The following is a 23,072-nucleotide window of genomic DNA, read 5'->3' as shown; positions in this document are numbered from 1 at the left end:
GAGACCGACGAACCCCTGAAGAAACCACGGAGAAACGAACATGCGCAACGAGACCCGCATCGCCTACAACGCCTACCTGGCCCAGATCGCGAGCCTGAACGGCGTCCCCTCTGCCGCCGAGAAATTCACGATCGACCCCAGCATCCAGCAGACGCTGGAGAGCAAGATCCAGGAGTCCAGCGACTTCCTGCAGAAGATCAACATCGTCGGCGTGCCCGAACAGTCCGGCGAGAAGCTCGGCCTGGGCGTGAGCGGCCCCATCGCCGGCACCACCGACACCGCGGCGCAGGATCGCGCAACCTCCGACCTGTCGGCGATGGACGCCAACGGCTACGTCTGCACGCAGACCAACTTCGACAGCCACATCGGCTACGCGAAGCTCGACCTGTGGGCCAAGTTCCCCGACTTCCAGACGCGCCTGCGCGACGCCATCCTGCGCCGCCAGGCGCTCGACCGCATCATGATCGGCTTCAACGGCACTGCTCGCGCAGTCACGAGCAACAAGGTCGCCAACCCCCTGCTGCAGGACGTCAACAAGGGCTGGCTGCAGAAGTACCGCGACAACGCCGCCGCGCGCGTCATGGACGAGGGCGCCAACGCCGGCGCCGTGCGCGTGGGCGATGCCGCCGGCCGCGACTACTACAACCTCGACGCCCTGGTGTTCGATGCGGTCAACAACCTGATCGAGCCCTGGTACCGTGAGGACACCGAGCTGGTGGTGATCCTCGGCCGCGACCTGCTGGCGGACAAGTATTTCCCGCTCGTCAATGCCGCCAACCCGCCCACCGAAAAGATCGCCGCCGACCTGATCGTCAGCCAGAAGCGCGTCGGCGGCCTGCAGGCCGTGCGCGCCCCGTACGTCCCGGCCGGCACGCTGATGATCACCCGCCTGGACAACCTGTCGATCTACTGGCAGGAAGGCGCTCGCCGGCGCACCGTGGTGGACAACGCCAAGCGCGACCGCATCGAGAACTACGAGTCCTCGAACGAGGCCTACGTCATCGAAGACTATGGCTGCGGCGGTGTGGTCGAAAACATCGTCGGCGCCTGGGTGTAAAAAATGGACAGCCCGGCCCGCCGCCACTTCCAGCGCGTCTCTGCCGCCAATCGCCAGGCGGCGGAGACGCCCGCCACCCGCTCCGACGCCACCGCCTACGAGCTGATGCTGCTCAAGCTGGCCGAAGACAAGCGCCGCCTCTCCGACATCCAGTCGCTCGAGCGCCGCGCCGAGATCAAGCGCGAGCTGCTGCCGGAATACGCGCCCTGGGTGCAGGGCGCGCTCGAGGGCGGGCACGGCGTGCAGGACGACGTCCTCATGACCGTCATGGTCTGGAGCATCGACACCGGCGACCTCGAACAGGCCCTGCGCATCGGCGCCTACGCCCTCGCGCACCAGCTGGCGATGCCGGACCAGTACAAGCGCGGCACCGCCTGCCTGATCGCCGAGGAGCTCGCCGACCACGCCTTGCGGCTGAAGGACGGCATCGACGAAGCCACCACGGCCTCGCTCATCGCCGCCGATGGCATCACGGCCGGGCAGGACATGCCCGACGAGGTGCGCGCCAAGCTGCTCAAGGCCATCGGCCTCGGCCTCGACCTGCGCGGCGACAAGCCGGCGGCGCTCGACCATCTCAAGCGCGCCCTGGCCCTGCACGACAAGGTCGGCGTGAAAAAGGACATCGAGCGCCTCGAGCGCGAGATCAAGAACTTGGCCGGATCCCCGACGGGAAACGGCTGACACCGGGCGGACCCCGCACGGGGCGGCTCGGTGGCGCACCGGTTTCTCTCCTTTGCCGGTGCCGCCACCGACCACCGCCCGACTGACCGCAAAGGACCATGAGCTTCGTCGTCACCTCACCCGCAACCCCGGCCGCAGAGCCGCCCATCGACCCGGGCCCGTTCTGGCCGGAAGTCGATCCGGCGAAGATCCGCGAAGCCCAGCGCATCGACGGCACCGTCACCGCCGAGCGCCTGAACGCGGCGCTGATCGAGGCGATCGCCTCGGTGAACGGCGAGCTCGCCGCCTGGCGCGAGACGCAGCAGGCCGCCGGCGCCGCCACGCTCGCCGACGTGGACGCAGCGCAGATCAACGACGTCTCGATCCACGTTCACCGCTACCTGCGCGCCGTCGGCTGCCTGGCCAAGGCCGGCCTGACCGAGCGCCATCCCGATTTCGACGCCACCGGCAAGGGCGAGCGCAAGGCCGACGCCCTGGAAGGCACGATCGACGATCTGCGCCGCGACGCCCGCTGGGCCATCGCCGACATCCTCGGCGTGCGCCGCACCACCGTGGAGCTGATCTGATGCGCGCCGGGCAGCCCCAAGCGCATCGCGCCCCCCCTGGGGGGGCAGCGAGCCGCCTCTGCGAGCGTGGGAGGCACCTCTGATGCGGGTCACCGCGCAACAGGGCGACACGGCGGATCTGCTCTGCTTCCGCCACCTCGGCCGCACCGGCGGCGTCACCGAGCGGGTGCTGGAAACGAACCCTGGGCTGGCCGCGCTCGGCCCCGTCCTGCCCGTCGGCACCGTCGTCGAACTGCCCGATCCGGCCGACGCCGCGCCGCGCACGAACGACCTGCTCCAGCTCTGGGATTAAAACTGACATGGCCGAGCCGACCACCAGCAGCGCCTTGATCGCCGTCAGCGTCGCCGGCATCACTCTGTTCGGCATTGCCACCGGCCTGCATCCGCCGATGCTGCTGGCCGGCCTCTTCGGCGGCATGTGGGCCCTGTCCCACCAGCCGCCCGCCGGCCTGCTTGCACGTATCCTCTCAATGATCGGCTCGGCGATGATCGCCGGCTACCTGGCGCCGGTCGCCGCCGCCGTCGCCGCCTCCGCCGCCGCCAGGCTGCTGCCCTGGTGGCCGGCCGACATCACGCGCGAAGCCATGCAGTTCCCGGTGGCCTTCTGCATCGGCTTCCTCGGCATCAGCGGCTTCGGCCGCATCCTGCTGCGCGTGGCGGCACGGGCGGAGGCCAGGCGATGAACGCCCTCGCCCTTTTCGCCCAGCTGCTCGGACTCGCTCTCTGCACGATCATCCTCGCCCGCGCCGAGCCGGCCATCAACCGCATGAGCCGGGACACGCCGCGCCTCGTCCGCCTCGCCTTCATCCTGCTCGCCGGCGGCGCCGTCGCCGGCATCTTCGCCATCGCCTCCGGAGCCGTCCCGGAATGGCACGTCCTCATGCTTGCCGCCGGCATTGCCGCGCTGCTGGTCTGCGAGCGCCGCCTGCGCATCCTGACGCGCGCCCCGACCAACCTCGACAAAGGAGCCCATCATGCGCAAGGGTGACACAGGCGCCAAGGTGCGCGAGCTGCAGCATCGCCTCGCCGCCGCCGGCTTTGAAGTGGAAAAGGACGGCTGGTTCGGCGACCGCACCGAGGACGCCGTCAGCGGCTTCCAGCAGCGCGCCGGCCTGGTGGTCGATGGCATCGCCGGTCCCAAGACGCTGGCGGTCCTGGAAACGGGCAGCCGGCCCGCCCGCCTGCTCGGCCAGGCCGACATCGCCCGCGCCGCCGAGGATCTCGGCGTCGCCGTCGCCGCCGTCATGGCCGTCAACGAGGTCGAGAGCCTCGGCCACGGCTTCCTGCCGGATGGCCGCCCCGCGATCCTGTTCGAGCGCCACGTCATGCACCGCCTGCTCGCCGAGGCCGGCCGCGATGCCGACGCCCTCGCCGCGCAGTACCCGAACGTCGTGAACGCGAAGCGCGGCGGCTACGCCGGCGGCGCCGCCGAGCACGCGCGCCTGGCCACCGCCTGCGGCATCGACCGCGCCTGCGCCCTGCAGTCCGCGAGCTGGGGGCAGTACCAGATCATGGGCTTCCACTGGCAGACCTGCGGCTACGACAGCGTGGAGGCCTTCGTCGAGGCCATGCGCGGCGGCGAAGCCGCGCACCTCGAAGCCTTCGTCCGCTTCATCGCCGCGGACCCGGCCCTGCACAAGGCGCTGAAGGGCCGCAAGTGGGCCGAGTTCGCCAAGCTCTACAACGGTCCGGCCTGGCGGGAAAACCTCTACGACCAGCGCCTGGCGCGCGCCTATGCGCGCTACAGCGGCGCCGGCGCCGCCGAGGAAGCGGCCTGATGCTCGGCCTGCTGACCAAGGGCCTGCTGACCAAAGCCCTGCCGCTGCCGTCGCTGCCGATGCGCGCGATCGGCATCCTGCTCGTCGCGCTCGCCCTCGTCGCCTTCGGCTGGGTCAAGGGCAACGAGCACGGCACGCAGAAGCTGATCGACTACCAGGGCGCCCAGGCCAAGGCGGCGGTGAAGATCGCCGCCGCCCAGGGCGCCGTCACCACCCGCGTCGAGGTGCGCGTGCGCGAGCGCATCCGCATCGTCCGCGAAGCGGGAGAAACCATCGTCAAGGAGGTCCCTGTTTATGTCACCCCTGAAGCTGATGCCGCTTGCGCTGTCACTCGCGGTTTTGTGCGGCTGCATAACGCCGCAGCCGCTGGTGAAATTCCCGGCCCCCCCGGCCTCGGTGATGGAGCCGCCGGAGGCGTTGCGCTCTCTGCCGTCGCCGCCACGGTTGTCCACAACTATGCCACCGCCCTCGGCTGGCGCGAGCAGCTCCTCGGCTGCCAGGCGTGGATCCGCGAGCAGCAGGCCATCGAGCAGTGAAGAAGCCGACTGAACTGCGCGCCTGGCTGGCCGAAAAGGTGCCGCACCTGGCCAAGCACCCGGACCGGCTGCAGGTCTTCATCGAGAAGGGGCGGCTGGCGAGCCGGCTGGGCAGCCTGTCCTTCGAGTACCGCTACGAGCTGCAGCTGCTGTTCACCGACTTCACCGATCACGCCGACACGCTGATGATCCCGCTGCTCGCCTGGCTGCAGGTCAACCAGCCGGAGCTCCTGCAGAGCGCCGAGCGGCAGGACAGCGCCATCCGCTTCGAGGCCGAGATCCTCGACAACGAAAAGACCGACATCCTCGTCACCCTGGAACTCTCCGAGCGCGTAGTGGTGACGCTGGCCGGCGGCATCTACACCGCCACCCACTGCGACGAGCCGGCCCTGCCGGATCTCACCGGCCCCACCGGCTGGTCGATGGAAGCCAACGGCGTGGAAGTGGTCCAGTGAACGAGCTCGCGCCGCTGGAGAGCTTCGCCTCCGGCCTGCTGGCGCGCCTGGCGCCGGCGGAACGCCGCAAGCTCGCCCGCACGCTGGCCAGCAGCCTGCGCGAAAGTCAGTCCAGGCGGGTCGGCGCCCAGCTCAACCCGGACGGCACGCCCTACGCGCCGAGGAAGCCGCGCCTGCGCCGCAAGCCGGGCAGCCTGCGCCGGCGAACCATGTTTTCGAAACTGCGCACGGCGCGCTGGATGAAGGCCGAGTCCTCGCCTGACGCCGCCGTCGTCACCTTCGCCGCCCAGGTGCAGGCCATGGCCAAGGTGCACCAGCACGGCCTGCGCGACCGCGTCAACCGCCGCGGCGGGCCGGAAGTCGACTACCCGGCCCGGCAACTGCTCGGCCTGACGGATCCCGAGATCGCCGCCGTCGAGGACGCCGTCCTCGCCTACCTCGCCGGGTGATGTAGCCATGCGCCGCACAACGCCACGGCCCCGAAACCCGCGCACGCGAGAGGCATATTGACCGCCATGGACATCGTCGAACTCTCGCGCCGCCTGGAAAACCTGATCCGCATCGGCACCATCCTCGCCGTCGACCATCAAAACGCGCTCTGTCGCGTCAAGTCGGGCGGGCTGGACACCGACTGGCTGCCCTTCATGCCGGCCCGCGCCGGCAACACGCGCAGCTGGGACCCGCCCACGGTCGGCGAGCAGGCCATCGTGCTCTCGCCCAGCGGCGAGCCGGCCGGCGGCATCGTGTTCACCGGCATCTACAGCACCGCGCACGCGGCGCCGAGCCAGAGCCCGGACGATCACGTCATCGACTACCCGGACGGCGCCCGCATCGCCTACAACCACGCCACCGGCGCGCTGACCGCCACCGGCATCCAGACCGCCCGCATCGAAGCCGCCGTCTCCGTCACCCTCGACACGCCGATGACTCACCTCACCGGCGAGCTCGAGGTCGACGGGCTGATCACCTACCACAACGGCATGATGGGCGAGGCCGGCGACTACGGCCACGCCGTCACCATCATCGGCGACCTGCTCCACGAGCAGGGCATCCTGCGCAGCAACGGCGTCGTGCTGCACACCCACCACCACGTGGGGCCGGACGCCGGCGACCCCGTCCCCAGCGGAGGCAGCGGATGGTGAACGCCACCGGCATGAACGCCGCCACCGGCCGCGCCCTGGGCGACATGGACCACATCCGCCAGAGCATCCGCGACATCCTGACCACGCGCATCGGCAGCCGCGTCATGCGGCGCGACTATGGCTCGCTGCTGCCGGAGCTGATCGACCAGCCGGCCAACCCCGCCAACCGCCTGCGCCTGATGGCCGCCACCGTGATGGCCATCATCCGCTGGGAGCCGCGCGTGCGCGTCCTCAAGGCCACGTTCACCGTCGACGCCGACGGCACCGCCGTGGTCGACATGGAAGGCGTGCGGCGCGACGGCCCGCGCAGCAACCAGGCCGTCAGCCTGGCCGTGAGGCTGTGAGGCCCCGATGAACGGCGTCGATCTCTCCATGCTGCCGCCGCCGGCCGTCATCGAGGAGCTGGCCTTCGAGGCCATCCTCGCCGACATCAAGGCGGACTTCGTGGCGCGCCACCCGGCCGCCACCGCACTGATCGACCTGGAGTCGGAACCCGTCGTCAAGCTGCTCGAGGTATGCGCCTACCGCGAGACCCTGCTGCGCGCCCGCTACAACGACGAGGCGCGCGCCCTGCTGCTGGCCTTCGCCACCGGCACCGACCTCGACCACATCGGCGCCACCTACTACGACGGCGAATCGCGCCTGCTCGTCACGCCCGAGGACCTCGACGCCACGCCGCCGGTGGCCGCCGTGTGGGAGAGCGACGACGACTTCCGCTACCGGCTCTCGCTCAAGCCGGAGAGCTATTCCGTCGCCGGCCCGCGCGACGCCTTCGAGTTCCACGCCCTCTCGGCCGACGGCCAGGTGAAAAGCGCCACGACCTCCACCCCGTACGGCGGCACCAGCGAGGTGTTCATTCTGTCCCGCACCGGCGACGGCGTGCCCGACCAGGCGCTGATCAACACCGTTGACGCCGCGCTCAACGTCGAGCAGGTGCGGCCGCTCTCCGAGGAGGTACTCGTCAGCCCGGCGACGGTGATCGCGTACGCGCTCGACATCGACCTCATCCTGTTCCCGGGCGCATCCACCGAGGTGGCGCTGGCGGAAGCGACCGCCCGGCTCGACGCCTTCGCCGCCGCACATCACCGCCTCAACGCCGACATCATCAAGTCGGCCATCGATGCCGCCGCCCACGTGCCCGGCGTGAAGAAGGTCACCATCGCCTCGCCGCCAGCCGACATCGACTGCGGCATCGGCGAGGCGCCCTACTGCACCGGCATCGCCGTCACCGTCGCGGGGATCGAAGCATGAGCGGACCGGAAGCCCTGCTGCCGAAGAACGCCACCGCGCTCGAGCGCGCCGCCTCGCAGGCGACCGGCCGCTTCGCTCCGCCGCGGATCGTCCCAACACTGTGGAACGCCGCCGCCTGCCCGCCGGCCCTGCTGCCCTTCCTGGCCTGGGCGCTGTCTGTCGACGAGTGGGATCACGGCTGGTCGGTCGAGAAAAAGCGCGCCGTCATCGCCGCCGCCCGGCAGATCCACAAGAAAAAGGGCACCCCGCACGCCATCCGCGTCTCGCTGGCCAGCGTCGGCCAGCCCGACGCCGACATCATCGAGCGCGCCGACTGCCTGCGGCACAACGGCGAGGCCACGCGCAACGGACTGCGCCGGCGCTTCGGCCTGGCCGGCTGGCCGACCTTCCGCGTCATCCTCAAGCGTCCGGTCACCATCGACCAGGCCTTCCAGATCAGGCGGCTGCTCGAGTCCACCAAACGCAACTGCGTCGTGCTGCTCTCCGTCGATTTCGCGCAGGCCGCACTGCGCCGCAACGGCCTGCACGTGCGCGACGGCAGCTACACGCGCGGCGTCGTCAACACCAGCATCAACTAGGAGCTAGAACATGGCAAACATCCCGGAAACCGTCGCCGCCGTCGATGAATTCGACGCCTGGGTACAGGGCATCTACCAGCTCGAGCAGGAGGATCTTGTGCTGGGCGGCGCCGACGGCATCGACAACCTGCAGGCCAAGCAGCTGCTCGCCCGCAGCAATTGGCTGAAGATGCAGGTCCTCGGCCTCGGCGCCGGCAAGCAGCCGCTCGACGACATGCTCACCGCGCTCTCCGCCCTGGTGACCGCGGCGGACCAGACGCTCTACTTCACCGGCCCCGACGCGCCCGCGCTGACCGCGCTGACCGCCTTCGCCCGCACCCTGCTCGCCGCCGCCGACGCCGCCGACGCGCGCGCCACCATCGGCGCCGCCTCGCCCGCCGACGTCGCCGCCGCCATCGCCGCCCTGGTGGACAGCTCGCCGGGCACGCTCGACACCCTCAACGAACTGGCCGCCGCGCTCGGCGACGACGCGAACTTCGCGGCGACGGTAACCAACGCGTTGGCACTTAAGGCCGCGCTGGCATCGCCAGCTTTCACCGGGAACCCGACGGCTCCGACGCAGGCGCAATTCGATAGCAGCACAAAGCTGGCGACGACGGAATTCGTAGAAAAAGAAGCACAGAAATTCGCCGGACAGGTCAGCTATGCAGCAAGCGCCGCGTTAACAGATGCCGACTTCGGAAAACTGATTTCTGTGTCCGGCAGTGGCACTGTCATCACGCTCCCGGCAGTGAGTGCATCCAATGGCAAGCATGTACTGACTTTTTTTAATGGCGGATCGGCCGATGTAACAATTCAGAGAGCTGGTGCAAACGTCTTTTATCCGGACGGCGGCACTACTCAGATTGTGCTCGGACAATACGACACGCTCTCCATTGAGTCGAACGGCGTCAACGGGTGGATGGTTGTGAGCGGCTCAGCTCAGTTGAAGCGAGCCGGAGTGTTCGCCAACTCTCTCAATGGCGCAGGTTATCAAAAGCTCCCGGGCGGCCTTATTCTGCAGTGGGGCGCCTATTCGTTTGTGTCATCCAACAGCGCCTCTGTAACTTTTCCCATCACGTTCCCTAATGTCGTTTTGCAATTCGGGACATTCCTGCCAAACGTCACGACATTGGTCACCACTGTGAGCGCAACGACGTCAGGAATGACACTGGCGGGCTCGGTCAGCGGCAGCTACTCAGGAACTTATTTTGCTATTGGCAGATAGGACAAAAAATGTTTTTCTCTAAAATCCAGAATGGCTTTTACGACGCCTCCATCAACGGCGACAACATCCCCGCCGACGCCGTCGAAATCACCTCCGAGCAGCACGCAGCACTGCTGGCGGCGCAGGGGACCGGCAAGATCATCACCGCCGATGCAGAGGGTTTTCCGATTGCTGCCGACCCTCCGGCGCCGACGCTAGAAGAACTGAAGCTGTCGAAGAACGCCGAGATCAACGCTGCCCGCGCAGCGGCGAACGCCGGCACGTTTGCGCATGGGGGCAAGACGTTCGCCTGCGACGCGCTGTCGCGCGGCGACATCGACGGGGTGAATGGTTACGTGGCGCTCTTCGGCGCGCTGCCGCCGGAGTTCCCCGGTGCCTGGAAGGCAGCCGACAACAGCTACCTGCCGATCGAGGATGTCCCGGCCTGGAAGGCCTTCTACGCCGCGATGGTGGCCCAGGGCGCGGCGAACTTCGCCCACGCCCAGGCGCTCAAGGCCCAGCTCGCGGCGGCAACCACGCCGGAAGCCGTGGCGGCCATCGCGTGGTGAGCGCCATGAAACTCGCCCTCCTCTTCCTCCTCCTGCTGCCCGTGATGTGGACGCTGTATCTCGCCGTGATGCACCTCGACACCGCCCGCCGGCAGGGCACGCTCACGACGGCGGCCAAGATCATCGGTTATCCAATCCTCGCCGTCGGCCTGGCGGTCGACGTGCTCTTCAACGCGCTGTGGGGCTCGCTGCTCTTCCTGGAGCCGCCGCGCGAGTGGCTCTTCACGACGCGCATCAGCCGGATGAACGACGCCGCCGGATGGCGCGGCCGTCTGGCCTGCTGGATCTGCCTGGAACTTCTCGACCCGTTCGACCCCAGAGGGAGGCACTGCCGATGAAATACGCCGAAGCGCGACCGCTCATCAAAACCGGAGATCTCCTCGCCTGGAGCAGCGGCGGCTGGGGGAGCTGGCACGACATCCAGGTCAACCTGGTACGCATCGCCACCCGCAGCGAATACAGCCACGTCGGCCTGGCGCTGGTCGGCGCCGGGCGCGTCTTCGTCCTCGAGGCGGTGAGCGCCGGCGTGCGGCTCTTCCCCCTGTCGCGCGCGCTGCCGTTCTGGTGGGTGCGCCGGCCGGACGAGCTTGGCGAATTCAGCGCCGAGGCGGTGGACTTCGCCTTCGACCGCCTGGGCGACCGCTACTCCCGCCTGCAGGCGATCCGCGCCTTCTTCGGCACTCTGGCCGCCGGGCAGGACGATCGCTGGCAGTGCGCGGAGTATGTCCTCGGCGTGCTCGACGCCGCCGGCGAGCAGCTCACCGGCGCCGCCACCCCCACCGGCGTGGTGCAGGCCGCCGCCCGCGCCTGGGGCCCCATCCATCTCGTGGAGCAGGACCTGTGACTGGCGTTGTATCGCCGGCCGCAACAGCAGCATTGAGTACACGCCCGCGCGCGGCGCGGCCATCATCAACGCAGCACAACACCGGAGGCCACCATGCCAGTTGATTACCACCACGGCGTACGCGTCATCGAGATCGATGGCGGCATCCGCCCCATCCGCACCATCTCCACCGCCGTCATCGGTTTCGTCGCCACCGCGTCCGATGCAGACGCGGCCGCCTTCCCGCTCGACACGCCGGTGCTGGTCACCAGCGTGCTGGACGCCCTGGGCAAGGCCGGCACGCTGGGCACGCTCGCGCGCGTGCTCAACGCCATCGGCGACCAGACCAACGCCCTCTGCGTTGTCGTCCGCGTGGCCGACGGCGTAGGCGCCGACGACGCCGCCAAGGAAGCCGACCAGAACAGCAAGGTGATCGGCACGGTGACGATCACCGGCCAGCGCACCGGCATGCAGGCCCTGCTCTCCGCCCAGGCGCAGCTCAACATCAAGCCACGCATCCTGGCCTGCCCGGGGCTCGATACCCTGCCGGTGGCCACCGAACTGGCCGCCATCGCGCAGAAGCTGCGCGCCTTCGCCTACGTCTCCGCCTGGGGCTGCGAGACCAAGGAGGAGGCCGTCATCTACCGCGACAATTTCGGCCAGCGCGAAGTCATGCCGCTGTGGCCGGATTTCCTCACCTGGGACACCGTCGCCTCGCAGAGCGCAGACGCCTGGGCCCCGGCCCGCGCCCTCGGCCTGCGCGCCAAGCTCGACGAGCAGATCGGCTGGCACAAGACGATCTCGAACATCCCGGTCAACGGCGTCACCGGCATCAGCAAGAGCGTGTTCTGGGATCTGCAGGATCCCGCCACCGACGCCGGCTATCTCAACGCCAACGAGGTCACCACCCTCATCCGCGAGGGCGGCTTCCGCTTCTGGGGCAGCCGCACCTGCAGCGCCGACCCGCTGTTCGCCTTCGAGAACTACACGCGCACCGCCCAGGTGCTGGCCGACACCATGGCCGAGGCCCACCTGTGGGCGGTGGACCTGCCGCTCAACCCGAGCCTGGCGCGCGACATCATCGAGGGGGTGAACGCCAAGTTCCGCGAACTGCGCGCCCTGGGCTACCTCATCAACGGCGAGGCCTGGTACGACCCCGACGTGAACAGCCCGGTCACCCTGAAAGACGGGAAGCTGTACATCGACTACGACTACACCCCCGTTCCGCCGCTGGAGAACCTGATGTTCCGCCAGCGCATCACCGACCGCTACCTGGCCGACTTCGCCGCGGCCGTGGGCGTCTAACCCGAAAGGAGACCGACATGGGACTGCCTAGCGTCCTCAAGAACTTCAACGTCTTCAACGACGGCGTCAGCTACATGGGCGTCGCCGAGGAAGTCAAACTGCCGAAGCTCGGCCGCAAGATGGACGACTTCCGCGGCGGCGGCATGAACGGCCCCGTCGAGATCGACCTCGGCCAGGAAAAGCTGGAGATGGAGATCGTCTGCGGCGGCATCATGCAGCAGGTGTTCGAACAGTACGGCGCCTGCAAGGCCGACGGCATCATGCTGCGCTTCGCCGGCGCCTACCAGCGCGACGACACCTGCGCCGTGCAGGCCGTCGAGATCATCGTGCGCGGCCGTCACAAGGAAATCGACATGGGCGACGCCAAGGGCGGCGACAAGGGCAAGTTCACCGTCAAGAGCACCCTCACCTACTACAAGCTCCTCATCGACAACGACGAGGTGATCGAGATCGACCTCCTCAACATGGTCGAGAAGGTGAACGGCAAGGACATGCTTGAAGAGCAGCGCAAGGCCATCGGCCTGGCCTGACGCCAGGACAGCAGTAGCACCGGGGGCATGGCTCACACCTTGCCCCCGTTTTTTTAGGAGAGAACAATGAACGAAACCCGAAGCATCGCCCTCGACACGCCGATCGCGCGCGGCGAGACCACGATCGCCAGCGTGACGATCCGCAAGCCCAAGGCGGGCGAGCTGCGCGGCGTCACCCTCACCGACCTGCTGCAGATGGACGTCACCGCCCTCACCCGCGTGCTGCCGCGCATCACCGAGCCGACCCTCACAGAAGCCGAGGTCGCCAACCTGGACCCCGCGGACCTGACCCAGATGGGCACGGCGGTGGCCGGTTTTTTGCTGCCGAGGGCGGCGCTGGCGGCAGTGGCGCCGGCCTCGCCCTACCCGATGCAGTAGAGGACGCCATGGCGGACATCGCCGCCATCTTCGGCTGGACGCCGCCCGACATGGAGGCCATGAGCCTGGCCGATCTCGCCGCCTGGCGCGAACGGGCGCGCGCCCGTAGCGGAGCCGAGTCGTGAGCGGCGAGAAGCTCAAGCTCGAGGTCCTGCTCGCCGCCATCGACAAGGTGACGCGGCCCCTGAAAGCCATCACCGCCGGCAGCAACGAGACGGCGCGCGCCCTGAAGGCGGCCAAGGACCAGCTGAAAGAGCTGAACGCCGCCAACGACCGCATCGACGCCTTCCGCAAGGTGTCGAAAGACAGCGCCATCACGGCCAACCAGCTCAAGGCCGCCCAGCAGCGCCTGCGGGAAGTCAAGCAGGCCATGAGCGAGACGCTGACGCCGAGCCGGGAACTCAAGAAAGCCTTCGCCGATGCCCGCCAGGAGGTCTCGCTCTACGGCATGCGGCTCACCACCCTGATCGACAAAAAGAAGCGCCTGCGCGGCGAACTGGAGGCCGCCGGCGTGCCGCTGAAGGACCTCAAGCGCCACCAGGGCGACCTGGCCAAGCAGATCGACGCGGCCACCGCTGCCGTCAACAAACAGACGGCGGCCATGAAGGCGCAGAACGAGGTGGCGAAGCGCATGCATGCCGCGCGCGCCGCCTACGACAAGACCATGGCCAATCGCCAGAGGATGATGAATGCCGGCACCAGCGCATTGGCCGGCGGCGCCACCATCGGCCTGCCGGTGGCCAAGGCCGCCAAGGACTACGCCACATTCGAGGACGCCATGCTGGGCGTGGCGCGCCAGGTGGAAGGCGCCCGCGACGACAACGGCCGGCTGACGGCGACCTACTACGAGATGGGCCGGGCCATCAAGGAAATGGGCGAGCGGATCCCGATGGCCACTACCGAGATCGCCAGGATCGTAGAGGCCGGCGCGCGCATGGGCATCCAGGGCAAGGAGAACCTGCTCATTTACGCCCAGACCGCGGCGGTGATGGCTCACGCCTTCGACCTGCCGGTGGACAAGCTCGGCGAAGACATCGCCAAGGTGGCGCAGCTCTTCAAGGTGCCCATCAAGGAGATCGGCGCGCTCGGAGACGCCATCAACTGGCTCGACGACAATGCGCTGGCCAAGGGCGGTGACATCATCGAGGTGATGAAGCGACTCGGCGGCACCGCCGCCATGGTGAACATGAACTTCAAGGAAGCGGCCGCCCTGGGCAGCACTTTCCTCAGCCTCGGCGCCGTGCCGGAAGTGGCGGCGTCGGCCTCCAACGCGATGATCCGCGAGCTCTCCATCGCAACGATGCAGACGAAACGTTTCCGCGGCGGCCTGGAGATGCTCAAGCTCGACGCGAAGTCGATCCAGTTCGGCATGACCAAGGACGCCACCGGCACCATCATCAAGGTTCTGGAGGCGATCAAGGCTCTGCCGCAGGAGAAACAGCTCGAGGCGGCCACGCGAATGTTCGGCAAGGAGTTCGGCGACGACGCGGCGAAGCTGGCCAGCAACCTGGACGAATACCGCCGGCAGCTGAAGCTGGTGAACGACGAGCGTGCCAGGGGCTCGATGCAGCGCGAAGGCGATGCCCGCAGGGACACCATCAACGCCCGCCTGCTGATGGCGAAAAACGCCTTCTTCAACCTCAGCTCCGACCTCGGCGAGACACTCAGGCCGGCCATCGTCGCCACCATGGAGAAGACGCTGGCCGTCGTCCAGGCCGTGCGCGCCTGGGCGCAGGAGAACCCGCGCCTGGCCAGCGGCATCATGTCGGTGGTGAAGTGGCTGGCCATCGGCGTGACGGCCATCGGCGGCCTGCTGATCGTCGCCGCCGGCGTGCTGGCACCGCTCGCACTGCTCAAGTTCGGCCTGGCCGGCATCGGCCTGACAGGGGGCGCGGCGGCGCTCACCGTGGGGCTGTTCGTCGCCAAGGCGGCGCTGATCGCCGGCGTGTTCTATGCCGCCTGGAAGGCCGGCGAATGGCTCGGCGAGAAGCTGGGCGACCTGGTTTCCCGCATCGCCGGCTATAAAACGACCCTGGGCGGTTTCGTCTTCGACGTGATCCAGATGTTCAAGAACGGCGACTGGTCGGCCATCGGCGGCTTCATCGTGCGCGGCATCGAGGCCGGCATCGACATGCTCACCGCCGGCCTGTATTCCAAGGTCAAGGGGCTCCTGCAGGGCCTGGTCGATGCGGCCAAGGAGAAGCTCGGCATCAAGAGCCCCTCGCGCGTGTTCGCCGAGATCGGCGGCTTCACCATGGAGGGGCTGGAACAGGGCCTGCTGGGCGGCCAGGGCGGCCCGCTCGGCGCGGTGCGCGACATGGCCAGGCGCATGGCCGCTGCCGGCGCCGGCGTGCTGATCGGCGGCAGCGCCATGGCCGGCGAGCTGCCGCGCATCGACACCCGGGCGGCCCTCTCCACCATGGGCGCCATGGCATCCGGCGGTGGCGCGCCGATGATTGTGAACATCACCATCAACGCCGCGCCAGGCATGAACGAGACGGCGATCGCGCGGCAGGTGGCGGCCGAGCTGCAGCGCATCGAGGCCAGCCGCGCCGCCCGCGGCCGCAGCCGGCTGCGCGACGCGGAGTAAGCGGCCATGCTCGACGATCTCGACCTCCCGAACTTCGCCGGCCTGGGCGGCCTGCCCAGCCTGCCGAGCCTGCCCGGGCTGGGCAGCATCCCCGGCATGCCGAACCTGCCCGGGCTGGCCAGCCTGCCCGGCTATGCCGGCCTGATGCCGCAGATGATGATGACGCTGGGCCTGTTCGTCTTCGGTCTCTACTCGGTGCCCTACCAGCAGCTGCAGCGGCAGACGCAATGGCGCCATCCGTCGGCATCGCGCGTCGGCCGCCGGCCGGCCCGGCAGTTTGTCGGCCCGGGCGACGACGGCATCGACCTTTCCGGTACGCTCTATCCGGAGCTCACCGGCGGCCGGATCTCGCTGGCGCTGCTGCGCGAGATGGCCGACACCGGCAAAGCCTGGCCGCTGATCCAGGGCGACGGCACCTTCTACGGCCTGTTCGTCATCGAGAGCATTTCCGAAACGGGCAGCATCTTCTTTCCCGACGGCGCGGCGCGCAAGATAGACTTCGGCATCAAGCTCACGCGCGTCGACGACGAAGAGGTCGACATGCTCGGGGCCATGACCGAGACACTGATGGCGCTGCTGTGAGCCAGATCCAGTGATCCGGCCACATCCCCACCCCGCCTACGATCTGACGGTCGACGGCCAGAACATCACCGCCAGCCTGCAGGGCCGCCTGGGCAGCCTCACCCTCACCGACAACCGCGGCTTCGAGGCCGACCAGCTCGACATCGTGCTGGACGACACCGACGGCCGCCTGGACCTGCCGCCGCGCGGCGCGGAGATCCGCGTGGCGCTGGGCTGGCAGGACACCGGCCTCGAGGACAAGGGCAGCTACGTCGTCGACGAGATCGAGCACAGCGGCGCGCCGGACCAGCTCACCATCCGCGCCCGCAGCGCGGATCTGCGCGGCGGCCTGTCCACCCAGATGGAGCGCTCCTTCCACGGCAAGACGGTGGGCGACATCGTGCGCACCGTCGCTGCCGAGAACGACCTGGTGCCGGTGATCGACGCGCGCCTGGCGGCGCAGGCGATCGAGCACATCGACCAGACCAACGAGTCCTCCGCCAACTTGCTCACCAGGATGGCGGGCATGTTCGACGCGATCGCCACGGTCAAGGCCGGCCGGCTGCTCTTCCTGCCCGTCGGCGCCGCTGCGAGCGCCAGCGGCGCCCCGCTTCCGCGCGTTGTCATCACCCGGCAGGACGGCGACAGCCACCGCTTCAGCATCGCCGACCGCGAAACCTATACCGCCGTCCGGGCGAACTGGCACGACACCGAGCACGCCACGAAGGGCGAAGTGATCTGGGGCAAGGAAGAGGACGACGCCGAGCGCAACCGCCGGCCGGAGCCTCAGCCTGCGGCCGCAGCGCAGTACAAGAGCGTGGGAACAACCCAGAAAAGCCGCGCCCGTGCCCGCCGGCTCGCCGCGAAGGAGTGGAAGCGGCTGTCGAAGACGGCCGGCTTTCGCAGCCAGTACGCCGGCGTGCGGGTCGCCTACGACGACAGGGTGCTGGGCACGCAGGGCGAGGTCACCTATGGCGCGGCCGACGAGGAGAAGGCGAAGAAGAATGCCGCCCGCCAGGCCCGGCGCGACGCAGAGCGCATCACCGGCGCGCGGCCGGAAACAGCCTTCGACCACAGCGCCGACAACATCAAGACGCTGCGCCACGTCTACGCCAACAAGACCAACGCAATGCGCGCCGCGCGCGCCGAATGGCGCCGCCTGCAGCGCGGCATGGCCACCTTCGGCATCACTCTGGCGCGCGGCCGGCCGGAGCTGTTTCCGGAGATCCCCGCCACCGTCACCGGCTGGAAGCCCTCGATCGACAATACCGACTGGCTCATCACCCGCGTGACGCACAGCCTCACCGACAGCGGCTACACCACTACGCTCGAGCTGGAGATCCGGGCGACGGAGATTCCTGGGTAAAAGTCAGCTTCTGTAGGGCGGCGGCTATCCCCGCCCCGGACACAGCGTCAGCGCCTTCTCGACGAAGATCCCGAACGCCACCGCGTTCCCCGTCTTTGAGGCATCGTCGCACCGCTCCATGCCGGCAGACAGTGCCTTGCCGTTGAGCGCGCAGCGACGGCCGGCGATCTCGATGAACGCTTTCGATGGCGGTTCGCAGCCGATCATGGCTTCGCCGGCGAGCAATGGCCACTCGCTGCCGTAGTCGGCTGCCTTGACCGCGACGGTTCTCTTCGCCGCCTTCGGCGTCGGCTCTGGTGCTTCACTGCATCCGCCCACCGCGACGACGGCCAGCGCGAGCGCTGGCAGGCCCATGGCAATTTTTCTCATTTTCGCTTTCCCTTCTCCCTTGTATCGATCGCCTTGCCCTGCTTCTGCGGCGCCACACAGACCCGCTTCGATCGGCTCACCGTGCCATTGTTGCAGATGAATCTGCCGTTCTCGCAGTGAGACACGCCGCCGGCGCCGCGATCGCACGGTTCGCGCCCGTTCCCGCGGGCAGCGGCATCCGCGACGGACAGCGCCAGCGTCAGCACAATCGCGACTGAATATTTTCTCAACACTGTCCTCCCCTCGACATGCGCCTGGCGACCGCCATGAGCAGCTCCGCATCCTCGTTCGACAGCGACATAGCCGATATTTCAGAAGCCAGGCGCTGGGCCGGCGACGCATAGGGGGCCCGATCCATGGTGAGCGACGGCACGGCGTGCACCCCGCTGACGATGTAGAGCACGTCCGCGCCGGCAGCGACAAATTCAACCAGGTCGAACAGGGTTGGAGCCGTCGCCCCGCTCTCCCAGCTGCGCAGGGTTTTCGGGTCTTTCACCCCGATCAGCTTGCAAAGGGCTTCCTGCGAAAACCCGAGCCTCTTTCGCTCGGACTTAAGCCTTTTCCCGATTTCGGGGAAAAAACCCCCATCTTTTGTTGACATCCGGGAAAATTCCCCCTAATCTGTTGTGTAACACTTATACAGATTGCACTATGCCCAAGCGCACCACCGCCCGCAACCCGAAGGGCGTCGTCACCACAAAGCCCATCGCCCTCCGCCTTATGCCGGGCGAGTTGGACGATGCGAAACGCATCGCCAGGGACAAGGGTTGCTCGCGCTCTTCACTCGCCCGCGAAGCCTATCTCGCCGGGCTGCCGCTGGTGATGGCCGACGTAGCACCATCCAAAGCCTAGACACCCGGAGCCGACAGGTCATGCAGCATCGCACGCACACGCCCCTCACCTGGATCGCCACGCTGCGCGGCTGCATCGAGGAGTGGCGGCGGGACAACGGCTGGAGCCGGGAGACGGCGGCGGACATGATCGTGCAGGCGCACGAGCGCATCGGCGGGCCGCGCGCGACGGGCATCGTCTTCGACCCGCCGACGCGCGACACCTTCGAGCGCATGCGGGTCAACGCCGACCGCATCTTCCGCTGGCTGGACGACGTCACCAAGGACCGCAACCACCTGGAGGCGAACTTCATCCCGTCGATCCTGGCGGCGCTGCCGGAGGGGCTGCGCCTGCACGCGCTGGACGAGATGCTGCGGCCCTTCGGCATCGCCTGCCGCACGGTGGGCGGGGACGCCGCCATCGGCGACGTCGGCCCGCTCTTCCGCGCCATGCTGACGGAGGGCGCCCAGGCCGAGGTGGCGGCGGCGGATCTGCTGGACGGGGCCTCGCATGAGGAACTGCGCATAGCGCAGCGCGAGATCGCCGAGGACATCGCCGCGCGCAGCCGCATGCTGGAGGCAGTCGAGTCCGCACTCGCGGCAGGAGCGAAGCCGTGATGCGCGCCGGGCCGTCCCAAGCGCATCGCGCCCCCCTCGGGGGGGCAGCGAGCCGCTTCTGCGAGCGTGGGGGGCAACAGTGATCCGCGCCATCCTCTCTGGCATCGCCGCCGGCCTCGCGGCGCTGGCGATCGCGGCGCTCCTCCTGGCCGTGCTGGTGTCGCTCACATGAGGATCAAGTGCCCGCATTGCGGCGCGACGGCGAAGATCCGCACCAGCCGCGCCATGAGCGAGTCCGTGCAGGAGCACCACCTGCAGTGCCTGAACATCGAGTGCGCGCACACCTGGGTGGCGCACACGGCGGCGGTGCGGACCATCGCGCCGTCGATGACGCCCAACCCTAAAGTCTTCATCCCCCTGTCGCCGCGCTCGCCGGCAGTCAAGAGCGCCGACAAGCAGCAGATGGAGTTGCCCATGGATTCCCTCCACCCGCGCGCCATGGCCATGAACACCGGCTAGCCGCCGCCGCGCTCCACCACTGAAGCATGCATGTGACATGCCGGTTTCCGGCGTGCAGGGATTTTTTTTGCCAAAAAAATGGATCAACGACTACACAGCGACATCGTCTCCCGCCTCGAGCGCGACTACGGCTTCGAGGCGAAGAAGGACTGGCTCCGCAAGGGCAAGTGCCCCTCATGCGGCAAGAAGGAGATGTACACGTCGGCCGAGCATCCCTGGGTGCTGCGCTGCCCGCGAGGCAACAAGTGCGGCGCCGAGTATCACGTAAAGGAACTCTACCCGGAACTGTTCGCCAGCTGGAGCGACCGCTACAAGCCGACGCCGACGGAGCCCAACGCATCGGCCGACGCCTACCTGCGCAACGGCCGTGGCTTCGACCTGGCGAAGATCGCCGGCTGGTACGTCCAGGAGAACTACTACCACCCCGAGCTCAAGATCGGCTCGGCGACGGTGCGCTTCCAGCTCGCCGATGGCGTGTGGTGGGAGCGGATCATCGACCGGCCGGAGCGCTTCGACCGCAAGGCGAACTTCCGTGGCGCCTACGGCGGCATGTGGTGGATGCCGCCGTCGATCGTCGAGATCCCCGAGGAACTGTGGATCGTCGAGGGCATCTTCGATTCGATCGCGCTGCTGCATCACGACATCGCGGCGGCTTCGGCGATGAGCAGCACCAACTATCCCGCGGCGGCGCTCAAGGCGCTGGCCGAGCGATGCGCGGCCGAGGACAAACCGCGGCCGAAGCTTGTCTGGGCGTTCGATGGCGGGCGGGCGGGCCGCAAGGCCTCGCGCCAGTTCCACCAGCGCAGCGTCGAGGACGGCTGGGACGCATCGGCGGCGTCGATCCCGATGGAGGGCAAGAAGGAGCTCGACTGGAACGACATGCACCAGCGCGGGCGGCTCGGCCAGAAAGACATGGAGCGTTACCGCTACCACGGCGCGCTGCTGCTGGCCAAGACTGCCCAGGAAAAGGCGCTGCTGATGTATCGCCACAACGGCTGGAACGCCTTCAGCTTCGAGTTCGACAACCGGCTGCACTGGTTCAAGCTCGACCTGGAGCGCTACCACAAGGTGATGGAGCAGTACGAGGGCGACAAGGCCCTCTCGGACGAGAAGAAGCGCGATCTCGCGCTGACGGAATCCGGCACCGTCACCGAGATCGCCAACTGCTACCCGACCGCGCTGTACTACCAGGCGAACGCCATCACCGACGAGAGCTGGTACTACTTCCGCATCGACTTTCCGCACGACGGCCCGTCCGTCAACAACACCTTCACCGGCGGGCAGCTCGCCTCGGCCTCGGAGTTCAAGAAACGCCTGCTCGGCATCGCCGCCGGCGCCGTCTTCACCGGCACGGCCGGCCAGCTCGACGCCATGCTGAAGAAATGGCTCGGACGCATCAAGACGGTTGAGACGGTCGACTTCATCGGCTACAGCCGCGAGCACGCCGCCTGGGTGTTCAATGACGTGGCGGTGAAGGGCGGCAAAACGGTAAGCCTCAACGACGAGGACTTCTTCGACCTCGGCCGGCTGTCGATCAAGAGCCTGAACCGCTCGGTGGATCTGGCCATCAACACCGACCTCAAGGACTTCTCGACCGAGTGGGTTGGCCTGCTGTGGCAGTGCTACCACCACAAGGGCATCGCTGCCCTGGCCTTCTGGCTGGGCACCTTCTTCGCCGAGCAGATCCGGGCGAAGTACAAGAGCTTCCCCTTCGTCGAGCTGGTGGGCGAGCCGGGCGCCGGCAAGTCGACGCTGATCGAGTTTCTCTGGCGGCTGGCCGGCCGCTCTGACTACGAGGGCTTCGATCCGTCCAACTCCTCCATGGCCGGTCGGGCGCGCAATTTCGTCCAGGTGTCGAACCTGCCGGTGGTGCTGATCGAGGGCGACCGCACCGAGGAGGACCGCGTCAAGCAGAAGAGCTTCAATTGGGACGAGATGAAGCCGCTCTACAACGGCCGCAGCGTCTATTCGCGCGGCGTCAAGAACAGCGGCAACGAGACCTACGAGCCGCCCTTCCGCGGGGCACTGGTGATCTCGCAGAACGCCCCCGTGCAGGCCTCCGACGCCATCATGCAGCGCATCTGCCACATCGGCTTCGACCTGGCCTCGCACACGCCGGAATCGAAGACGGCAGCCGACGCCCTCGGCCAGATCGGCGTCGAGCGCCTGTCCGGCTTCATTCTCAAGGCCACGCTCGCCGAGAAGCAGATCCTCGCCACTTTCGAAGAGCGCATCCCGCACCACGAGCGCCGGCTGCTGCAGGTGGAGGGGGTGCGCAACCTGCGCATCGTCAAGAACCACGCCCAGCTCGCCGCCCTGGTGGATGCGCTGGTGCACGTGGTGCCGCTCGGCGCCGTCGAGTTGCGCCAGACGCAGGCCTTCATCGAGGACATGGCCGCCGAGCGCCAGGAGGCGATCAACGCCGATCACCCGTTCGTGCAGGAGTTCTGGGACACCTACGAGTTCCTCGACGGCGACAACCGCCTGGATCATTCGCGCAACGACGGCGTCATCGCCATCAGCCTGCCGCAGTACATCGCCAAGGCGGCCGAGGCGCGCCAGCAGATCCCCGACCTGCGCGACCTGAAGAAGGCGCTGAAGACCAGCCGCACCCGCAAGTTCCTCGGAAACAAGACGGTCAACTCCGCCCTCAACGCGGAATGGAACCGCGAGCATTGCCCGCCCAATCAACCCCGCCCCGGCACCGTCAAGTGCTGGGTGTTCGAGGACACCCCGCGGGAGCCCTCCCGCTAACCCTGAAGGAGAAAGCCATGCACTCGATCCACGACACAAGGGAAGTTTTCAGGCTCATGGAAGCCGCCATCGCCATGCTGGACCTCGTCCAGTCCGGCGAGATCGCATCGGAAGCGCCCGAGCACCTGGCCAAGGCCACCAGCGTGGCGGACCGGCTGGAGGCCGCCGTCGAGCGGCTGCGGCCGTCCCTGCAGGCGCACGAGAGCCCGTTCCTCACCCACCGCAAGCAGATCCTCGGCGGCTACGGCACGGCGCGCAAGCTGGCGGACCTGACGCTGCACCTGTTCAACGACGGCCATCCGGTGCGTCTGGGCAGCCTGCTGGCCAACGCCGACGAGGACCACCTGCGCATCGCGCTCGAGCTCGTCGCCGGCTACGCCAACAACGGCGTGCGCGACCCCCACTTCATGCGGCTCGCTCGCGAGATCCTCGACCAGCGCGAAGCCGAGCAGCAGCAGGCGGCCTGAGCGGAGGCGCGCCATGGGCCAGCAGACGCAGATCCTGAATCCGCTCGACGAAGCCAGGCGCATCGCCCGCAGCCACAACATGTTCGTGGCCGAGAAGGGCGGGCGGTTCCTGCTCTACCGCTGCATGCCGGGGCGCCCGGTGCTGATCGGCACGCGAGGCACGGACAAGGATCTGCTCGGCCTCGTCCGCCGTTCCGCCGGGTCGAGGCGCTGACATGCAGCG

At 68.1% G+C, this 23,072-nt stretch carries 33 protein-coding genes; 31 read left to right on the top strand and 2 right to left on the bottom strand.

Going from position 1 to position 23,072, the window contains the following annotated elements; genetic code table 11:
• The first annotated feature begins 40 nt into the window (after positions 1–40).
• From ROZ00_05045 to ROZ00_04925, 25 genes are all read left to right on the top strand, one after another.
• A complete protein-coding gene (locus ROZ00_05045; protein MDT3735570.1) occupies positions 41–1,057 on the top strand; it encodes a phage major capsid protein, P2 family in 1,017 nt (338 codons plus the stop codon).
• 3 nt (positions 1,058–1,060) lie between these two features.
• The gene (gene gpM, locus ROZ00_05040; protein MDT3735569.1) at positions 1,061–1,738 is read left to right on the top strand and encodes a phage terminase small subunit; all 678 of its coding nucleotides are present in this window, start codon (positions 1,061–1,063) and stop codon (positions 1,736–1,738) included.
• A gap of 98 nt (positions 1,739–1,836) precedes the next feature.
• A complete protein-coding gene (locus ROZ00_05035; GenBank protein MDT3735568.1) occupies positions 1,837–2,304 on the top strand; it encodes a head completion/stabilization protein in 468 nt (155 codons plus the stop codon).
• Positions 2,305–2,386: 82 nt separating this feature from the next.
• Positions 2,387–2,596 carry a tail protein X gene (locus ROZ00_05030; GenBank protein MDT3735567.1) on the top strand — a complete coding sequence of 70 codons (210 nt, stop codon included), beginning with the start codon at positions 2,387–2,389 and terminating at the stop codon, positions 2,594–2,596.
• Positions 2,597–2,603: 7 nt separating this feature from the next.
• Complete coding sequence (locus ROZ00_05025) at positions 2,604–2,987, top strand: hypothetical protein (protein MDT3735566.1); 384 nt, start codon at positions 2,604–2,606, stop codon at positions 2,985–2,987.
• Positions 2,984–3,292, top strand: coding sequence for a hypothetical protein (locus tag ROZ00_05020; protein MDT3735565.1), 309 nt, complete (start codon positions 2,984–2,986; stop codon positions 3,290–3,292). Before ROZ00_05025 ends, ROZ00_05020 begins: the two co-directional genes overlap by 4 nt.
• Positions 3,279–4,082 carry an N-acetylmuramidase family protein gene (locus ROZ00_05015; protein ID MDT3735564.1) on the top strand — a complete coding sequence of 268 codons (804 nt, stop codon included), beginning with the start codon at positions 3,279–3,281 and terminating at the stop codon, positions 4,080–4,082. The genes ROZ00_05020 and ROZ00_05015 overlap by 14 nt, the downstream gene beginning before the upstream one ends.
• The gene (locus tag ROZ00_05010) at positions 4,082–4,618 is read left to right on the top strand and encodes a hypothetical protein (protein ID MDT3735563.1); all 537 of its coding nucleotides are present in this window, start codon (positions 4,082–4,084) and stop codon (positions 4,616–4,618) included. Before ROZ00_05015 ends, ROZ00_05010 begins: the two co-directional genes overlap by 1 nt.
• The gene (locus tag ROZ00_05005; GenBank protein MDT3735562.1) at positions 4,615–5,073 is read left to right on the top strand and encodes a phage tail protein; all 459 of its coding nucleotides are present in this window, start codon (positions 4,615–4,617) and stop codon (positions 5,071–5,073) included. The genes ROZ00_05010 and ROZ00_05005 overlap by 4 nt, the downstream gene beginning before the upstream one ends.
• Positions 5,070–5,522 (top strand): phage virion morphogenesis protein, encoded by a 453-nt coding sequence (locus ROZ00_05000; GenBank protein MDT3735561.1) that lies wholly within the window; start codon positions 5,070–5,072, stop codon positions 5,520–5,522. Before ROZ00_05005 ends, ROZ00_05000 begins: the two co-directional genes overlap by 4 nt.
• A gap of 66 nt (positions 5,523–5,588) precedes the next feature.
• Positions 5,589–6,215, top strand: coding sequence for a phage baseplate assembly protein V (locus ROZ00_04995; protein MDT3735560.1), 627 nt, complete (start codon positions 5,589–5,591; stop codon positions 6,213–6,215).
• Positions 6,209–6,559 (top strand): GPW/gp25 family protein, encoded by a 351-nt coding sequence (locus tag ROZ00_04990; protein MDT3735559.1) that lies wholly within the window; start codon positions 6,209–6,211, stop codon positions 6,557–6,559. The genes ROZ00_04995 and ROZ00_04990 overlap by 7 nt, the downstream gene beginning before the upstream one ends.
• A gap of 7 nt (positions 6,560–6,566) precedes the next feature.
• Positions 6,567–7,466 carry a baseplate J/gp47 family protein gene (locus ROZ00_04985; protein ID MDT3735558.1) on the top strand — a complete coding sequence of 300 codons (900 nt, stop codon included), beginning with the start codon at positions 6,567–6,569 and terminating at the stop codon, positions 7,464–7,466.
• Positions 7,463–8,044: a phage tail protein I gene (locus ROZ00_04980; protein ID MDT3735557.1), complete on the top strand. Its 582-nt coding sequence runs from the start codon at positions 7,463–7,465 to the stop codon at positions 8,042–8,044. Before ROZ00_04985 ends, ROZ00_04980 begins: the two co-directional genes overlap by 4 nt.
• Before the next feature lie 10 nt (positions 8,045–8,054).
• On the top strand, positions 8,055–9,251 hold the full coding sequence (locus tag ROZ00_04975) for a hypothetical protein (GenBank protein MDT3735556.1): 1,197 nt from the start codon (positions 8,055–8,057) through the stop codon (positions 9,249–9,251).
• Positions 9,252–9,259: 8 nt separating this feature from the next.
• Positions 9,260–9,799, top strand: a complete 540-nt coding sequence (locus ROZ00_04970) for a DUF4376 domain-containing protein (protein MDT3735555.1) — start codon at positions 9,260–9,262, stop codon at positions 9,797–9,799.
• Between the two features lie 5 nt (positions 9,800–9,804).
• Positions 9,805–10,137, top strand: coding sequence for a hypothetical protein (locus ROZ00_04965; protein MDT3735554.1), 333 nt, complete (start codon positions 9,805–9,807; stop codon positions 10,135–10,137).
• The gene (locus tag ROZ00_04960; GenBank protein ID MDT3735553.1) at positions 10,134–10,643 is read left to right on the top strand and encodes a hypothetical protein; all 510 of its coding nucleotides are present in this window, start codon (positions 10,134–10,136) and stop codon (positions 10,641–10,643) included. Before ROZ00_04965 ends, ROZ00_04960 begins: the two co-directional genes overlap by 4 nt.
• Positions 10,644–10,736: 93 nt before the next feature.
• Positions 10,737–11,927, top strand: a complete 1,191-nt coding sequence (locus tag ROZ00_04955; protein MDT3735552.1) for a phage tail sheath protein — start codon at positions 10,737–10,739, stop codon at positions 11,925–11,927.
• Between the two features lie 17 nt (positions 11,928–11,944).
• Positions 11,945–12,457 (top strand): phage major tail tube protein, encoded by a 513-nt coding sequence (locus ROZ00_04950; protein MDT3735551.1) that lies wholly within the window; start codon positions 11,945–11,947, stop codon positions 12,455–12,457.
• 66 nt (positions 12,458–12,523) lie between these two features.
• Entirely contained in the window at positions 12,524–12,835 is a 312-nt protein-coding gene (locus tag ROZ00_04945; GenBank protein MDT3735550.1) for a phage tail assembly protein, read from the top strand.
• 8 nt (positions 12,836–12,843) lie between these two features.
• Complete coding sequence (locus ROZ00_04940) at positions 12,844–12,960, top strand: GpE family phage tail protein (GenBank protein MDT3735549.1); 117 nt, start codon at positions 12,844–12,846, stop codon at positions 12,958–12,960.
• Positions 12,957–15,425, top strand: a complete 2,469-nt coding sequence (locus ROZ00_04935) for a phage tail tape measure protein (GenBank protein MDT3735548.1) — start codon at positions 12,957–12,959, stop codon at positions 15,423–15,425. Before ROZ00_04940 ends, ROZ00_04935 begins: the two co-directional genes overlap by 4 nt.
• Before the next feature lie 6 nt (positions 15,426–15,431).
• The gene (locus ROZ00_04930) at positions 15,432–16,007 is read left to right on the top strand and encodes a phage tail protein (GenBank protein ID MDT3735547.1); all 576 of its coding nucleotides are present in this window, start codon (positions 15,432–15,434) and stop codon (positions 16,005–16,007) included.
• A 10-nt stretch (positions 16,008–16,017) separates the two neighbouring features.
• A complete protein-coding gene (locus ROZ00_04925; GenBank protein ID MDT3735546.1) occupies positions 16,018–17,352 on the top strand; it encodes a phage late control D family protein in 1,335 nt (444 codons plus the stop codon).
• 24 nt (positions 17,353–17,376) lie between these two features.
• Here the strand turns inward: ROZ00_04925 and ROZ00_04920 are convergent, their stop codons facing one another.
• Both ROZ00_04920 and ROZ00_04915 read right to left on the bottom strand, forming a co-directional pair.
• Positions 17,377–17,721 (bottom strand): hypothetical protein, encoded by a 345-nt coding sequence (locus ROZ00_04920; protein ID MDT3735545.1) that lies wholly within the window; start codon positions 17,719–17,721, stop codon positions 17,377–17,379.
• Between the two features lie 226 nt (positions 17,722–17,947).
• Complete coding sequence (locus tag ROZ00_04915) at positions 17,948–18,322, bottom strand: helix-turn-helix transcriptional regulator (protein MDT3735544.1); 375 nt, start codon at positions 18,320–18,322, stop codon at positions 17,948–17,950.
• Positions 18,323–18,372: 50 nt separating this feature from the next.
• Between ROZ00_04915 and ROZ00_04910 the strand changes: the two genes are divergently transcribed.
• The 6 genes from ROZ00_04910 to ROZ00_04885 all read left to right on the top strand — a co-directional run bounded on the left by ROZ00_04910 (position 18,373) and on the right by ROZ00_04885 (position 23,063).
• On the top strand, positions 18,373–18,573 hold the full coding sequence (locus ROZ00_04910; GenBank protein ID MDT3735543.1) for a hypothetical protein: 201 nt from the start codon (positions 18,373–18,375) through the stop codon (positions 18,571–18,573).
• Between the two features lie 20 nt (positions 18,574–18,593).
• Complete coding sequence (locus tag ROZ00_04905) at positions 18,594–19,169, top strand: hypothetical protein (protein ID MDT3735542.1); 576 nt, start codon at positions 18,594–18,596, stop codon at positions 19,167–19,169.
• A 168-nt stretch (positions 19,170–19,337) separates the two neighbouring features.
• Positions 19,338–19,628, top strand: coding sequence for an ogr/Delta-like zinc finger family protein (locus tag ROZ00_04900; protein ID MDT3735541.1), 291 nt, complete (start codon positions 19,338–19,340; stop codon positions 19,626–19,628).
• A 78-nt stretch (positions 19,629–19,706) separates the two neighbouring features.
• Positions 19,707–22,382, top strand: coding sequence for a toprim domain-containing protein (locus ROZ00_04895; GenBank protein ID MDT3735540.1), 2,676 nt, complete (start codon positions 19,707–19,709; stop codon positions 22,380–22,382).
• Positions 22,383–22,399: 17 nt separating this feature from the next.
• Positions 22,400–22,849 carry a hypothetical protein gene (locus ROZ00_04890; protein MDT3735539.1) on the top strand — a complete coding sequence of 150 codons (450 nt, stop codon included), beginning with the start codon at positions 22,400–22,402 and terminating at the stop codon, positions 22,847–22,849.
• Between the two features lie 13 nt (positions 22,850–22,862).
• Positions 22,863–23,063: a hypothetical protein gene (locus tag ROZ00_04885; GenBank protein MDT3735538.1), complete on the top strand. Its 201-nt coding sequence runs from the start codon at positions 22,863–22,865 to the stop codon at positions 23,061–23,063.
• Positions 23,064–23,072 lie beyond the last annotated feature (9 nt).

Origin of the sequence: Denitratisoma sp. (assembly GCA_032027165.1) — a bacterium.
Lineage (GTDB): Bacteria > Pseudomonadota > Gammaproteobacteria > Burkholderiales > Rhodocyclaceae > Desulfobacillus.
The sequence above is the reverse complement of the archived record's forward strand: the minus strand, read 5'-3'. Positions and strand labels throughout refer to the sequence as shown.